Below are 15,300 nucleotides of genomic sequence, written 5' to 3'. Positions count from 1 at the left end.
CTGAAGAAACATGTCTGACAACATGATCCGCTGGGAGCAGGACGCCGACGGCATCGTCACCCTGACGATGGACGACCCGACCAGCTCCGCGAACACCATGAACGAGCTGTACGGCACGTCCATGCGCGCCACCGTCGACCGCCTCGAGGCCGAGGTCGAGTCGATCACCGGTGTCGTCATCACCTCCGCGAAGAAGACCTTCTTCGCCGGCGGCAACCTGACCGAGATCCGCAAGGCCACCAAGGCCGATGCGCAGCAGGTCTTCGACAACGTCCAGGAGATCAAGCGCGACCTGCGCCGCCTGGAGAAGCTGCCCAAGCCCGTCGTGGCCGCCATCAATGGCGCCGCGCTCGGCGGCGGCCTCGAGATCGCTCTCGCCGCCAACCACCGCATCGCGGCGGACGTCAAGGGCAGCAAGATCGGCCTCCCCGAGGTCAGCCTCGGCCTGCTCCCCGGCGGCGGCGGCGTGACCCGCACCGTCCGGATGCTCGGCCTGCAGGGCGCGCTCATGGGCGTGCTGCTCCAGGGCCAGCAGATGGCCCCCGGCAAGGCCCAGAAGACCGGTCTGGTCAACGATCTCGTGGGCACGGTCGACGAGCTCGTCCCCGCCGCGAAGGCGTGGATCAAGGCCAACCCCGACAAGGTCGCGCAGCCGTGGGACGTCAAGGGCTACGAGATCCCCGGCGGCTCGCCGATCGACAAGACGCTGGCCCCGAACGCCCCGGCCTTCCCGGCCAACCTGCGCAAGCAGCTCAAGGGCGCCCCGATGCCGGCTCCGGAGGCCATCATGGCCACCGCCTTCGAGGGCACCTACGTCGACTTCGACACCGCCCTCGAGATCGAGTCGCGCTACTTCACCAAGCTCGCCACCGGCCAGGTGTCGAAGAACATGATCAAGGCGTTCTTCTTCGACCTGCAGACCATCAACGGCGGCGGCAGCCGGCCCGAGGGGTACGAGAAGTACACCGCCAAGAAGGTCGGCGTCATCGGCGCCGGCATGATGGGCGCGGCCATCGCCTACGTCTCGGCCAAGGCCGGTATCGAGGTCGTCCTCAAGGACATCGACATCGACGCCGCCAACCGGGGCAAGGACTACAGCGTCAAGCTGGAGGAGAAGGCGCTCGCCAAGGGCCGCACCACCAAGGAGAAGTCCGACGCGCTCCTCGCGCGGATCCACCCGACCGTGGACCCGCAGGACTTCAAGGGCGTCGACCTGGTGATCGAGGCCGCGTTCGAGTCCGTCGAGGTCAAGAACAAGGTCTTCCAGGAGATCGAGGACATCGTCGAGCCCGACGCCATCCTCGGCTCCAACACCTCCACCCTGCCGATCACCATCCTCGCGGAGGGCGTGAAGCGCCAGGAGGACTTCATCGGCATCCACTTCTTCTCGCCCGTCGACAAGATGCCGCTGGTGGAGATCATCCGCGGCGCCAAGACCTCGGATGCGGTGCTGGCCAAGGTCATCGACTACACGCTGCAGATCAAGAAGACCCCGATCGTCGTTCACGACAGCCGCGGCTTCTTCACCTCGCGGGTCATCGGTACGTTCATCAACGAGGCCCTCGCGGCCATCGGCGAGGGCGTCGACCCCGTGTACCTGGAGCAGGCGGGCCAGCAGGCCGGCTACCCGGCCGCGCCTCTGCAGCTGGCGGACGAGCTGACGCTCACCCTGATGCAGAAGATCCGCCTCGCCACCGAGACCGCGCTCAAGGCCGAGGGCAAGGACGTGCCGCAGCACGGTGCCTTCGCCGTGGTCGACTGGATGGTCGAGAACGGCCGCCCGTCCAAGAAGGACGGCGCGGGCTTCTACGACTACGCCGACGGCAAGCGCACCGGCCTCTCGAAGGGCTTCCAGGAGCACTTCAAGTCGGGTTCGACGAAGCCGGACTTCGCGGAGCTGCAGGAGCGCATGCTCTTCATCGAGTCGATCGAGACCGTGCGCTGCTTCGACGAGGGCGTCATGGATTCCGTCGCCGACGCCAACATCGGCTCGATCTTCGGCATCGGCTTCCCCGCGTGGACCGGCGGCGTGCTGCAGTACATCAACGGCTACGAGGGCCGCCCGGGCACGCCCGCCGAGGGCCTCACCGGGCCCAAGGCCTTCGTCGCGCAGGCGAACGCCCTGGCCGCGAAGTACGGCGAGCAGTTCACCCCGCCCGCGTCGCTGGTCGCCAAGGCCGAGGCCGGCGAGACCTACGAGTAGGAACCGCGCTCGGACCTGAACAACCGGAAAGGGCCGGCACCGTCGAGATGACGGTGCCGGCCCCTTCGCCTGCCGGGATGAGGTCGGCAGGTCCGCGGGTGCGGACTAGACCTGCGGATGCAGGCGGTTGAAGTTCGAGCGGATCTGGATGCCGTGGACGATCTCGACCACGCCGAGCACGATCAGGACGACACCGGTGGCCAGCACCAGCGACGGGATCGAGTCGTACGGGTAGATCACGACGAAGGCGCCCGCCGCGATCGAGATGATCGCGAGGATGATGCCCCACACCTTGCCCGGGGTGCCCTTCGGGAAGTCGGTGTAGAGAGACAGGCCCGCGATGCCGCGGAAGATCCAGCCGACGCCGATCCAGATGGCCAGCATCACCAGCGACTCGACGACGTTACGGAAGGCGATCACGGCGAGCACGATCGAGACGACGCCGGACAGGAAGGTGAGCAGGCGCCACCAGAAGCCCGACGACTGCAGCACGCCGAAGGTCGCGACGACCTGCAGGACGCCGGTGATGAGCAGGTACAGCGCGAACAGGATCGCCACGACGTGCAGCGTCGGGTCGGGCCACACGAGCAGCACGATGCCGAGGATCGCGGCGATGGCGCCGACGGCGATCGCGGTCTGCCAGGAGCGCTTGGCGACGTCGGCCGCGAAGCCGCGGACCTCGTCGAAGATCGTTTGGCCGGTGTCGACCGGTCCGGTCGGGTTTGTGGACATGTTCTCCCTCTTCTTGTGAGACGTTCCCCGGCGATGGATGGAGGTGAACCTGAGTTCGTCTCACTTCGCCGTCGACAGACAATCACACCAGACGGTGTTTTGCGATGTGAACAGCGGGTGTCGATCGTCGCGGTTCGAATTCGCGACCGACGCAGAACGGTGCCCACGCGTGTCAGCGCGACGGGTGGCGTGCTCGTCGACGGCACGTCCGGTCATCGCCGACCGGCCCGTCGTCATCGGTGCGCCGTCGGTCGCGGAGGGTGCGTGTGCTCGGATGCCATGCGCCGCACGCATAGCCGCGCGCGTGACTGCGCGGAGTGAGGGAGTGTGGTCCCGCGCCCGGACTACTCCGGTCCGGCCTCGATCACCTGCTCGGCGACCTCGGCGAGGCGGACGTTGCTGTCCTGGGACAGGCGGGCGAGCAGCCGGAACGCCGCGTCGGAGTCCAGCTTGTAGCGCTCCATGATCATGCCCTTGGCCTGCCCGATCACGTCGCGCGTGGTGAGCGCCGCGCGGATCTGCTCCTTCTCGCGGACCGCGGAGAAGGCGACGGCCGCGTGCACGGCGTACAGCGATCCGATGGAGATGGACTCGGCGTCGAAGGCGTGCGGCTCGCGCGCCATGAGATCGAGCGTCCCGTACGCCTCGTTCTGCACGTACAGGCAGAACGAGAGGATCGAGCCGACGCCCGCGGCGTGCGCGGCGGCGGCGAAGCGCGGCCAGCGGTCGTCGGTGGCGGTGTCCTCCAGCAGCAGGATGGTCGTCGCCTCGAAGGTGGCGCCCACGCTGGGGCCCTCCTCGAGGTCGCGCTGCACGTCGGCGACGCGCTGCGCCTCCTCACCGATCACCACGGGGTGCGAGATGCCGCCCTTCGGGTCCACGAGGGTCACGCACGCGAAGTCGGCGCCGGGCACCTGCTCGACGGCGAACTGCGTGGCGGCGGTCAGGAGCGATTCGGAGTCCGAGGACTGCTCTCGCAGCATCCTCGCGATCTCGCCCATCCGTTCGCTCAGAGTCAGTTCTTCGAGCGGTACCTCGGGTGACTCGTGGACGACACCGAGGACGGAGGGGAGTTGTTCACTGGAATGTTTGCGTGAGTGCACGGCCACCCGTTCTCCGTGCCGGCTCGACACGGGGTCACATCATGGGTATCCGCCGGTTGCTGGACGGGACGTTCGACAGGTCGTTACTGATCGGATCTCACCATATCGAGACGCGGCGGTCGCGGTCCAAAAACAGGCGATCCCCGGCATCGACGCCGAACGCCTCGTAGAACTCGTCGAGGTTCGAGACGATGGCATTGCAACGGAACTCGGCCGGCGAGTGCGGGTCGATCGCGAGCCGGCGGATCGCCTCCTCCGGCCGCGACTTGCCCCGCCAGACCACGCCCCAGCTGAAGAACAACCGCTGCAGGCCGGTCAGCCCGTCGATCCGCGTGGACTCGTCGTCGACGGTGCCGCCCGCCCGCTCGCGGGCGATCCCGTACGCGACCAGCGCGATGCCGAGCCCGCCGAGGTCGCCGATGTTCTCTCCCACGGTGAAGCCGCCGTTGACGTGGTGCTCGGAGCCGTCCGGCAGGTCGGCCAACTCCCTCGGCACGAGGGCGTCGTACTGCTCGATCAGCGCCGTGGTGCGCTTGCCGAACTCCTCCCGGTCGGCGTCGGTCCACCAGTCCTCGAGGTTGCCGTCACCGTCGTACTTGGCGCCCTGATCGTCGAAGCCGTGGCCGATCTCGTGCCCGATCACCGCGCCGATGCCGCCGTAGTTCACGGCGTCGTCGGCGGTGGGGGAGAAGAACGGCGGCTGCAGGATCGCAGCGGGGAAGACGATCTCGTTCATGCCGGGGTTGTAGTAGGCGTTCACGGTCTGCGGCGTCATGAACCACTCGTCGCGGTCGACCGGGGCGCCGATCTTCGCGAACTCGCGGTCGTGCTCGAAGGCCTCGCCGCGGCGCAGGTTCCCGAGGAGGTCGTCGCGGCGGATCTCGAGCGCCGAGTAGTCGCGCGCCGTGTCCGGGTAGCCGATCTTCGGGGTGAACTTGTCCAGTTTCTCCAGCGCGCGCTCGCGCGTCGCGGGGGTCATCCACGGCAGGTCGGTGATCCGCCGGCGATAGGCCTCCACCAGATCGGCGACGAGGGCCTGCATCCGCTCCTTGGAATCCGCGGGGAAGTGCTGCGCGGTGTACAGCTCGCCCACGGCGAACCCCAGGTACTGCTCGACCAGCGTCACGCCGCGCTTCCAGCGGTCGCGGATCTCAGGGGTGCCGGTGAGCACCGTGCCGTAGAAGGCGAAGTGCTCGTCGACCAGGGCGTCGGTGAGGAAGGGGCTGCGCGCGTGCAGCACTCGCCACGCGAGCCACGTGCGCCACTGGGCGATCGGTCGATCGGTGAGCAGGTTCGCGGCGTGCGTCACGAAGGACGGCTGCCGCACGTTCACCTCGGCGAACGCGCCCGAGTCGCCGGTGCCGGTGACGGCGGCGACCCACGCGGCCGGAACCGCCCCGGGCGCCTCGGCGGTCAGCTCGGCGAAGGTGCGCAGGTTGTAGCCCTTGTCGGCGTCGCGCCGGGCGACGACGTCCCAGTGCCCGGCGGCGATCGCGGTCTCCAGCTCGAGGACCTGCGCCGCCGCCGCGTCCTCCTCGCCCGGGGCGACGATGCCCCCGAGGACCTCCGCGGCCAGCCGGAACGTCGCCGCGACGTGCGCGGCGAACTTCTCCCGGATCGGCGCGTACTGCTCCTCGCGGTAGTAGGCCTCGTCGGGCAGCGAGATGCCGCTCTGCACCAGGTTCACCAGGTACCGGTCCGAGCGCTTGGCGTCGGTGTCCACGTAGTAGCCGAGCAGGCCGCTCACGCCCGTCCGCTGTAGGCGGCCGAGGACCGTCACGAGGTCCGACGGGGATTCCGCCCACCGGACCTCCGTCAGCTCGTCGGCGAGCGGCGCGAGCCCGGCCGCGGCGATGCGATCGGTGTCCATGAAGCTCGCGTAGAGGCCGCCGATCCGCGCGGTGTCCCCGGTCGCATCGGGGCGGGCGGCGCAGTCCTCGATGATCGTGCGCACCGTCGCCTCCGCGGCGTCGCGGAGGGCGTAGAACGCGCCGTCGGTCGAGCGGTCGGCCGGGATCTCGTGCGTGTCCAGCCATGCGCCGTTGACGTGCCCGAACAGGTCGTCCTGCACGCGGATGCCGGGGTCGACGTGGCTGAGGTCCAGAGCGGGAGAGGTGGTCACCCGTCCATCTTGCCAGCGCCCCTCAGCCGTCTCACATGGTGGGAGAAGTGACTCGTCAGTATTCCCTATGGCGCAGCACACCGTTAGCGTGCGGAGTGACGCATACCGCAATCGGGGTTACCCTGTTGCGACGCTGAGAAGTTAAAGGGGATTCTTCGATGAGCCTGACCCGTCCGCGCCTGCGGCTCGCACTGGCGGCGCTGCTCACGACGTTCGTGCTGATCGGAACGTCACTCACCGTCCCCGGGCTCGCCGCCCGCTCCGGAGCCGAGCCGTGGAAGCCGGGCCCCGGCGTCGCGGGGATGGTCAATCCCGAATGGATCGCCGCGCACGACGGCCCCACGCAGTACCCGAGGATGGCCACGGAGTGGGACGTGCCGATCCGCATGTCGGACGGCACGATCCTGCGGGCCAACATCTTCCGGCCGGCCGACGCCTCCGGCAGGGCGATCGAGACGAAGACGCCGACCATCGTCAACCTCACGCCGTACACGAAGTTCGTGAGCACCGTCGCCACCGTGATGACGAACGTGCCCGTGCTCTACCCGGCGCTGGTCGGCGTGCTCAACATGTTCAACTTCTCCGGCACTCCGATCGGCGGCGTCGACGACCTGCGCAACGTGCTCAACGGCGGCCTGATCAACACCTTCACCGTCGACCAGAAGCTGGTGCAGAGCGGGTACACGCAGGTGGTGGTCGACGTGCGCGGCACGGGGTACTCGCAGGGCGTGTGGGACGTCTTCGGTCATCGCGAGCAGAAGGACACCATCGAGGTGCTCGACTGGGTGCGCAAGCAGAGCTGGACCAACGGCCGCCTCGGGATGTCGGGCGTCTCGTACTCGGCGATCAACCAGCTGCAGGCCGCGTCGAAGAACCCCGCGGGCCTGGAGGCCGTCTTCCCGGTCGTGCCGGGCGCCGACATCGCGGCCGACATCGTCGCCCCCGGCGGCGGCCTCGGCGTCGGCTTCCTCGGCCCGTGGCTCGGGATCGTCAACGCCCTCAAGTTCATCCCCGACCTGCGCTCGCTGCTCAACGGGACCTTCGACTGGACCTGGCTGCGCGATCGGCTGCAGAATCCGGCGGTCTTCGTCCCCGAGCTGCTCTCCGGCGTCTTCTCGCCGACCGTCGAAGGGCTCACGCCCACGACCAAGCAACTCATCGACAAGAACTCCACCCTGCGGGCCGCCTATCGGACGCCACTGGACAAGATCACCACGCCCACCTTCGCGCTCGGCGGCTGGAACGACCTGTTCACCAACACGGAATGGCGCCTCCCCAAGGACCTGAGCGCGCTGCCCACGAGCAAGAAGAAACTGATCATGGGCGACGTCGCGCACGCCACCGTCACCAGCGACATGGGCGGGGTGAACCAGCCGACCCGCGCCGACGTGCTGCAGAAGGCGTGGTTCGACAAGTGGCTCAAGGACGCCGACAACGGCATCGACAACTACGCCCCGGTCACCGTGCACCGCAAGGGCGGCGGCTGGTGGCAGGGCGAGACCTTCCCGGAGCCGGCGCAGAAGTACCAACGCATGTACCTCTCCAGCCTGCCGTCGGGGACGGCGCCCACCGCGCTGAGCGACAACAGCCTGCAGACCGCGCCGCCGAAGATCGCCGCCCGGCGCACCGTCGGCCCCGGCCTGTCCACACTGTGCTCCGACGACACCGGGCAGGCCATGTTCGGCCTGCTCGTCCTCACCGGCTGCACCAAGGACACCCGCGTCGCCGAGATGAACGCGCTCACCTTCACCTCGAAACCGGTCGGGAAGTCCACGGTCATCTCCGGGCCGATCAACCTCCGGCTCACCACCACGCAGGACGCGCGCGACGCGTACTGGAGCGTGATCGTCACCGACGTCGCGCCCGACGGCCGCTCGGAGAAGATCAGCTCGGGCCAGCTCACCACCTCGCTGCGGCAGATCGACGATTCCCGCAGCATCCGCACGGCGGGCGGCGATTACACGGCGCCCTACTACCAGCTCAACCTCGACGATCGTGAGCTCGTGAAGCCCGGCCAGGTGGTGCAGCTCGACATCGGCACGCACGCGGTCAGCGCGGTCCTCAAACCCGGCCACCGGCTGCGCGTGGACGTCTTCGCGCTCAACCTGATCAAGGCGATGACGGTCGGGCCCGTGACGGCGGAGACGCAGTTCCGGCCGCAGCACGTGCTCATCGATCCGAAGAAGCCCAGCTACCTCGTGGTGCCCTCGGACCGCCCGCTGCCCTGATGCCGACGGCGCGGGTCAGCCGCCGAGGCGGCTGCGCATGCGCCAGAACAGGACCTCGGCGCCGTCGGGCCCCGCGGTCACCCGCCGCCCGTCCCCGACGGTGCGCAGCGAGTCGCCGTCGGCCAGGCCGACGGAGCCCGTCGACGATTCGGTGACCGCGGCACCGTCGGCGAGGTAGAGGTGCCCGAACGGCGCGTCGGGCAGGTCCACGGTGCCGCCGGGGGCGAGCCGGGCCGCGAACAGGGTGGCACCGCGGCTGCCGATCCGGATCGCCGCGTCCTGGGCGGGCTCGCCCGACGCGACGGGCACCAGCCCGCCCGCGGCGAGCTCGACGTCCACGTCGCGCTGTTCGTACGATGGTGCGCCGCCCGGATCGTCGGGGAGCACCCACATCTGGACGAAGCGGACATCGGCGCCGGCGGGCTCGGGCCGGTCGTTGCGCTCGGAGTGCAGCACGCCCGTGCCGGCGCTCATGCGCTGCGCGAGCCCCGGGTGGACCAGCCCGGCGTGTCCCTCGCTGTCCTGGTGGACGAGCGAACCGGACAGCACCCACGTGACGATCTCGACGGCGCGGTGCGGGTGCGTGTCGAAGCCCGTACCCGCCGCCACCTGCTCGGCGTTGCACGCGAGGAGCACGCCGTGGTGCGTATTGTCCGGATCGTAGTGGTCGCCGAAGGAGAAGCAGTGCCGCGAGCGCACGCCGGGCATCGACGACGCGGCGCGGTCCTCCGAGCGAACCAACCGATCCATATCCCAAGGATGCCATGTGAGGACCGGTAAACTTCGCGGCCAGAGACGCCGAACGCACCATGACCAGCGAGGAGACCACGTGAGACGCAGCGGCCGGGTACGGTACGGCGCCGCCGCGATGGTCTCCGGGCTCCTGCTCGCACTCGGTTCGGGGCTGGCCGCGTGCGGCGACAGCGCCGTCGAGGAGGTGCAGAAGATGCTCGACGGCTACGCCTCCGCACTGGGGGAGGGCAAGGCCGTCGCGGCGGCCGCATTCACCTCCTCGCCCGATGCGGCGGGCGGCGTCATCGGGCGCACCCTGCGCGACATGAACGCGAAGTCCGTGGAGGTGAAGGCCTCCAACGTGCAGCGCTACTCGGGCGGCAACGCCACCTTCGACGTGAAGACGCACTGGAACTTCGGCGACGGCCGCGACTGGGACTACACCACCAAGGGCAGCGCCTCGCAGCTGTCGATCGGCTGGCGCATCTCCTGGGACCCCGCCGTGCTCGCGCCGGGACTCACACCCGAGACGGCGATCCGGCAGATCCGCACCGACGCGAAGCCGCCGAAGGTCTTCGCCGCCGACAAGTCCGAGCTGATGTTCGCCGGCACCGTGCACCGGCTCACCGTCGACCCGACGAAGACCAAGAACCTCACCGACAGCCTGAACCGGGTGGCGAAGATCGTCTCCCCGGTCGCGCCGCTGGTCACGCCCGAATCCCTCGCCGCGAAGGCGAAGGCCGATCCGGGCAAGCCCGTGCCCGTCGTGGACCTGCGCGACGACGACTACGGCGTCCTGGGCGATCAGCTCAAGGCGGTCCCGGGTGTGCAGGACACGACCGCGGGCGACCTGCTCATCGCCAACCGGCAGTTGTTCTCCCCGCTGTTCGACGGCATCAAGGGCGCCTGGCAGGCCAACCGGGACGAGACCGCCGGCTGGGAGGTGCAGCTGCTGACGAACGGGAAGCCGCCCACCAAGATCGTCGGCTTCCAGGGCCCGCCCGGTCCCGACCTGCGCACCGCGATGGATCCCAAGGTGCAGCTCGACGCCGAGAACGCCGTGGTCCAGCTGGGGCAGCCCGCCGCGATGGTGGTGCTCTCCGTCTCCACCGGTGCCGTGCTCGCCGCCGCACAGAACACACAGGCCAGCGGCATCGCCACCGACTGGGCGCTCACCGGCCTCTCCACCACGGGCCCCGTCCTCGAGCCGCTGTACAGCGAGGTCAACGCCGCCGCCGGGAACGACGCCGGTAAGCAGTCGAAACTGCTCGCCCCGCTCGGGATGGGCACCGACTTCGCGATGACCGGCGTGAAGACGAAGACCGCGGAACTGCCGGGCACCGGCGGCCGCGGTGCCGCCGAACTCGGCGCCGACACCGTCAAGGCCAGCCCGTTCGGCATGGCCGTCTTCGCCTCCGCGATCGCCAAGGGCAAGACCACCGCGCCGTACGTCGTGCAGGGCCAGACCGCGAAGCCGAGTGCCCCGCTCGGCGACGTCGACGAGAAGATCCTCAAGGCGGTGCGAGCGAAGATGGACGCCACCGTCTCGCCGTCGGGCGACGGCAGCGACCTGGTCTCCACCAAGGCGAAGGGCCTCGTGGGCACGAACGGCCCCGAGGGGCCGGGGTGGTTCATCGGCTACCGCGGCGACCAGGCGTTCGCGATCATGGTCACCGGTGAGCGCTCGGGCGCGGGATCCCTGCAGGTCGCGGGCGCGTACCTGAAGTAGCGCCGGCGATTCCCGCGGGCGCTCGACGCTCGCCCGGGTGCCCCGGGCCGGCAGCTACGTGCCGGCAGCCTCGAGGATCAGGTACTGCGCCGCCGCGGCCTGCTTGGACTGGGTGATCGAGGCGAAGGCGTTGAGCCCCACGTATCGCCCGTAGCTGGTCAGGCACAGCGTCGCCGAGCAGACGGATGCCCCCGCGGGGATGCCGGGGATGGACGAGAGCGCCTCGCCCGTCCCGGCGCGCTTGCGGTAGTCGGCCAGGTAGCGAAGGGAATCGGCCGCACTGCGCATCCGGAGCACACCGTTGACCGAGGTGTGGCCCGCCAGGTCGAGCCCGTACTCCTCCTGGAGGCTGCGCGGTTCGTAGATCATCAGGGAGAAGGCGTAGGCGCTCATGTAACCGTCCCCGAGGGTGAACTCCGCGGACAGGCCGTACGAGGCGTCGTCACTGCGCGACGCGATCGTGCGGGAGAGGATGCCCTCCTTGTCCATCGGGACCGGGGGCACGAAACTCGACGGGTTCCGCGGCGTGGGAACGTACTTCGGGAGTCGCTCGACCTGTTCGGCCAGGCCCGCGACGACGCGGGCCGTGAGTCCGTCCCGGCCGGTCTGCGGCATCTCCACGCTGGCCAGGGCGACCAGATCGCCGCGAATCGCCGCCGCGGTGAGGCGGGTGGCGCCGGGGACATCGCCGTACAGCACGATCGTGCCGCCGGGAATCGCCGAGACCGCGCTGGAGACGGCGTCGTCCCGGGTCGGGTTCTTCTGCGCCGCACCGTCGATCGCCCGGCGAGCGGTGGCCTCGTCGGGGAACCGGAGCACGCCGGTCTGCACGGTCACCGAGCGGTCGCGCGCGGTTCGGGTGGCGAGGAAGCCGGTGTGGAACGGCGCGGTGATGAACGATTGGGCCTGCTCGGAGGTGACCAGGCCGGCGCCCGCCTCGGTGCCCAGCGCCTGGGCCTGGAACAACGGTAGGACGGGCGGCCCGGACTCGGGTGCCGCGGTGGCCCGTGGATCCACCTCCCAGGGAGCCACCACCGCATCGGCCACCCGCCAGCCCTCCTGCTGCCAGGCGTCCGCGGAGGCCTTCGCCTCGACGGTCCGCGGTGCGGTGGGATAGTTCCCGGTGTCCAGGCGCGTGACCTCGGGCGGCGCCGAGGCGGTTCCGGCGATCACGCGGGTGCACGCGGTGCACGACACGGCGATCAGCCCGCCCAGGGCCAGCGCCGCCGCCCGCTGCAGCGCGGGTGCGCGGCGGGCTCGGAGCTCAGGCACGGACCCGGCGGGACGCCACGACGCGGGCGACGGCGCGCCACCCCAGCAGGAACAGGCCCAGCGCGATCGTCGCGACGACGACGAAGCTGACCTCGACGCCCTTCGACGTCAGCAGTCCGCGGGCGGTCATGCCGAAGGCGACCGTCGAGATCCAGATGATGACGCCGGCGGGGAAGACGCGCTCCGGGGCGAAGGTCGCCGCCCGGCCGGGCTCGTGGCCGCGCAGGGCGGCCAGCACGTAGGTGAACGCCCAGCCCACGGCGAGGGCGAGGAGGAACGGCCACGCGGTCTCGGCGAATCCGGACGGCGAGAAGGCCTCGTTGTGGTTGAACCGGCCGATCACCACGAACAACAGGACGAAGACGACGTCGAGGGCGGCGATGACCGGGATGCGCATACGGCAACGGTAATCGACCTGCAACCCCTGCCGGGAATCGGATCGTGGGGCTGTGACGTCCCGGAACGGCACGCGGCCGGGGCGCGGTCCTCCCAACCGCGACCCCGACCGGGCCTGACCCCCTCGCCCCCCTCCACTCCGGGGCGCCGTGAGCGTCGTGGGTCTCTCGCTCACGGGACGAACGATGCCCGCAAGCCCTTGAGCGCCGGTTGGACTGCGCTAAATCCGCTGGTCCGCGCCGGTATCCCCGGTCGACGGTCCGCCTTCGTCCGACGGTCCTCCCTCGTCCGACGGTCCGCGCTCGTCGCCCTCCGGTGGCGCGGCCGGGCCGGCGGTCTGCGCGGCCTGCGCTTCCTCCGCGGCCCGGGCGGCCTTCTCGGACGGCTTCTCGCCGTTCTTGTCCGGTGCGTCCGGGTCGATGTCCATGGTGCTGCGGTAGGACACGAAGAACACCACCCAGCCGACCACGACGACGAGGACGTAGCTGACCAGCCGGTACAGGATGGTCGCGGTGAAGGCCTGGCTCAGCGGCATGCCGGCCAGGACCAGCGCGGGGACGAGCGCTCCCTCGACCAGCCCCACGCCGCCGGGGATCGGGCTGATGGTGTTGACCACCTTCGAGGCCGCGTAGGCCCCGGCGAGGGCCGCCAGCCCCGGAGCCTCGCCCACGGCGTAGCAGGCGAAGGCGAGGCAGGCCACGTCGGCGATCCAGTTGAACAGGGACCAGCCGAAGGCCTCCGCGCCGTAGCGGCGGCTCATCTTCACCGACTGGAGTTGTTCGATCACCTCGCGGAGCCGGGCCAGGCCGGTGTCCTCCGGCTTGTTCCGCAGGTCGTTGATCCACCGGATCAGGCGCGCGCCCACGACGTACAGGCCGTCGGGATGCGAGGCGACGTACTGCACGAGCACGATGAAGACCACGAGCATGCCGACCGAGAACAGCACCGAGTACGGGCTGGTCTTCGCCCCCGCGAGCAGCGCGCCCGCGACGCCCAGCACCGCCAGGCCGGCCGACATGAGCAGGCCGCTCATCACGATCTGCCACGCGGCCACCACCCGCGACGCGCCCCACATGCGGGTGCGCCGGTACACGAGGGTCGGGGCGAGCACCTGCCCGCCCGGCATCGTCTGCGAGACGGAGTTCGACGCGAGCTGCAGGCCCAGCGCCTGCCGCTGCGTCACCTTCACGCCCGCCGAGCGCAGCAGGACGCGGGTCACCTGGGCGAACGAGTCCATCGAGAAGAAGACGGCGATCACGCAGGCCAGAACCCATTCCCAGCGGATGTGCTCGAGCTCGCGGATGGACTTCGACACCGTCGGCCCGAACAGGTACACCTCGACGCCGAGGACGATCGTGATCACCAGCAGCAGGGCGCGCCGGACCCACCGGAGCCGCCGCCGGGTCACGGCGGGATCCTTCGAGGGCGTGGCCTCGGGCGGCTCGGCGCCGGAGTCCTCGGCGCCGGGTGAGGGCGCGTCGTCGTCTGCCTGCATCGGCGCCAGCCTACTCAGCGGTTAACGTGGGCACATGCAAGGCCTCGCATCGCGGCTGCGGCGCGTCGAACCCTCCGGCGATGAAGCGGAGGTGCGCGCGTCCGACGGCGACCCCCGTGCGCCCCTCTGGCGCGGCGCGCAGTGGTTCCGCGCGCTGTCGGTCGTGTACGCGGTGGGCAGGCAGATCGACGAGGCCGACAGGTACCAGCGGATCGGCTGGAGCTGGGTGATGATCGCCGCCGTGGTCGCCGTGAGCCTCATCGCCGGGATCGGGTACGTGCGCGGCTTCGGGCGCAACCGCTGGTTCGTGGTCGGCGAGTTCACCGCCGCCGCCGTGCTGGCGCTGGGCACCGTGTGGGTGGCCTCGCCCGAGTTCACCGCCCACAACCAGGCGCTGCCGACCACCCTCTGGCTCACCAACCCGGTGGTCTCCGCCGCGATCCTGGGCGGCCCCGTCGCGGGCGTGGCCGGCGGGATCGCCATCGCCGTCATCAACGCGGTCTATCGCGGCACCTTCCCCGAGACCATCGTGCGGGACGCGAACTACCCCGTCTTCATGGCCGTCGGCCTGGGCCTCGGGGTCGCGGCGCGCGTCGCGATCCGTTCGCAGGAGCAGCTCCGCGAGGCCGAACGCGTGGCCGCCGAGGCCCGCGCCCGGGAGCGGCTCGCCCGGGAGGTGCACGACGGGGTGCTGCAGGCGCTCGCCTTCCTCGCCCGACGGTGCGCCGAGCTCGGCGGCCCCGGGACGGAGCTGGGCGCGCTGGGGGAGCTCGCGGCGCAGCAGGAGCGCGCGCTGCGGCAGCTCATCGCGGAGACGCCGTCCGGCGCCCCGGCCGCCGCGCCGGAGGAGGAGGGCACCGCCGACCTGCGGGACCTGCTGCGCCCCCTCGCCTCGTCGACCGTGACCCTCGCCGAACCCGGCGGACCGGTGCCGCTCCAGGCCGGCCCCGCCGCCGAGGTCGCCGCCGCCGTGCGGAACGCGCTGGACAACACCGCGCTGCACGCCGGCCCGGGGGCGCGCTCGTACCTGCTGCTCGAGGACCTCGGCGATACCGTGCTGGTCACGGTGCGCGACGACGGGACCGGAATCGCGCCGGGACGGCTCGACGCCGCCCGCGCGGAGGGCAGACTGGGGGTGTCGGAATCCATCGTCGGGCGGATGCGGGCGCTGGGCGGCCGCGCCGAACTGACGACCGAGGTCGGAGGAGGGGTGGAATGGGAGTTGTCGGTGCCGAGGCCGGTGGACGGATCGGAACTGCCCTGACGGTGAGGAGACGAGCGTGGGTAC

Annotated in this window: 11 protein-coding genes; 4 read left to right on the top strand and 7 right to left on the bottom strand. The window is 70.4% G+C overall.

Annotated elements, in window-relative coordinates:
* The first annotated feature begins 10 nt into the window (after positions 1-10).
* Positions 11-2,203, top strand: a complete 2,193-nt coding sequence (locus tag ELY19_RS06130) for a 3-hydroxyacyl-CoA dehydrogenase NAD-binding domain-containing protein (RefSeq protein WP_126195421.1) — start codon at positions 11-13, stop codon at positions 2,201-2,203.
* Between the two features lie 105 nt (positions 2,204-2,308).
* Here ELY19_RS06130 and ELY19_RS06125 read toward each other — a convergent pair whose 3' ends face one another.
* From ELY19_RS06125 to ELY19_RS06115, 3 genes are all read right to left on the bottom strand, one after another.
* On the bottom strand, positions 2,309-2,935 hold the full coding sequence (locus ELY19_RS06125; protein WP_126195420.1) for an HdeD family acid-resistance protein: 627 nt from the start codon (positions 2,933-2,935) through the stop codon (positions 2,309-2,311).
* Positions 2,936-3,279: 344 nt separating this feature from the next.
* On the bottom strand, positions 3,280-3,936 hold the full coding sequence (locus ELY19_RS06120; protein WP_227966611.1) for a GAF and ANTAR domain-containing protein: 657 nt from the start codon (positions 3,934-3,936) through the stop codon (positions 3,280-3,282).
* A 199-nt stretch (positions 3,937-4,135) separates the two neighbouring features.
* Positions 4,136-6,160: a M13 family metallopeptidase gene (locus tag ELY19_RS06115; RefSeq protein WP_126195419.1), complete on the bottom strand. Its 2,025-nt coding sequence runs from the start codon at positions 6,158-6,160 to the stop codon at positions 4,136-4,138.
* Positions 6,161-6,318: 158 nt separating this feature from the next.
* Here ELY19_RS06115 and ELY19_RS06110 point away from each other — a divergent pair, with 158 nt between their 5' ends.
* Positions 6,319-8,388 carry a CocE/NonD family hydrolase gene (locus ELY19_RS06110; RefSeq protein ID WP_227966610.1) on the top strand — a complete coding sequence of 690 codons (2,070 nt, stop codon included), beginning with the start codon at positions 6,319-6,321 and terminating at the stop codon, positions 8,386-8,388.
* Between the two features lie 15 nt (positions 8,389-8,403).
* Here the strand turns inward: ELY19_RS06110 and ELY19_RS06105 are convergent, their stop codons facing one another.
* Positions 8,404-9,138 carry a pirin family protein gene (locus tag ELY19_RS06105; protein ID WP_126195418.1) on the bottom strand — a complete coding sequence of 245 codons (735 nt, stop codon included), beginning with the start codon at positions 9,136-9,138 and terminating at the stop codon, positions 8,404-8,406.
* Positions 9,139-9,217: 79 nt separating this feature from the next.
* On the opposite strand from ELY19_RS06105, the gene ELY19_RS06100 reads away from it, so the two are divergent.
* Entirely contained in the window at positions 9,218-10,849 is a 1,632-nt protein-coding gene (locus ELY19_RS06100) for an NTF2-like N-terminal transpeptidase domain-containing protein (RefSeq protein WP_126195417.1), read from the top strand.
* Positions 10,850-10,903: 54 nt separating this feature from the next.
* Here the strand turns inward: ELY19_RS06100 and ELY19_RS06095 are convergent, their stop codons facing one another.
* The 3 genes from ELY19_RS06095 to ELY19_RS06085 all read right to left on the bottom strand — a co-directional run bounded on the left by ELY19_RS06095 (position 10,904) and on the right by ELY19_RS06085 (position 14,012).
* Positions 10,904-12,121, bottom strand: a complete 1,218-nt coding sequence (locus ELY19_RS06095; protein ID WP_126195416.1) for a DUF7373 family lipoprotein — start codon at positions 12,119-12,121, stop codon at positions 10,904-10,906.
* Positions 12,114-12,518 carry a DUF3054 domain-containing protein gene (locus ELY19_RS06090; RefSeq protein ID WP_126195415.1) on the bottom strand — a complete coding sequence of 135 codons (405 nt, stop codon included), beginning with the start codon at positions 12,516-12,518 and terminating at the stop codon, positions 12,114-12,116. The genes ELY19_RS06095 and ELY19_RS06090 overlap by 8 nt, the downstream gene beginning before the upstream one ends.
* A 219-nt stretch (positions 12,519-12,737) precedes the next feature.
* On the bottom strand, positions 12,738-14,012 hold the full coding sequence (locus ELY19_RS06085) for a lysylphosphatidylglycerol synthase transmembrane domain-containing protein (protein WP_126195414.1): 1,275 nt from the start codon (positions 14,010-14,012) through the stop codon (positions 12,738-12,740).
* 34 nt (positions 14,013-14,046) lie between these two features.
* On the opposite strand from ELY19_RS06085, the gene macS reads away from it, so the two are divergent.
* Positions 14,047-15,276, top strand: a complete 1,230-nt coding sequence (gene macS, locus ELY19_RS06080; RefSeq protein WP_227966609.1) for a MacS family sensor histidine kinase — start codon at positions 14,047-14,049, stop codon at positions 15,274-15,276.
* Positions 15,277-15,300 lie beyond the last annotated feature (24 nt).

Origin of the sequence: Tsukamurella paurometabola (genome assembly GCF_900631615.1) — a bacterium.
Lineage (GTDB): Bacteria > Actinomycetota > Actinomycetes > Mycobacteriales > Mycobacteriaceae > Tsukamurella > Tsukamurella paurometabola_A.
Note: the sequence above shows the minus strand (reverse complement) of the source record. Positions and strands in the feature narration are given on the sequence as shown.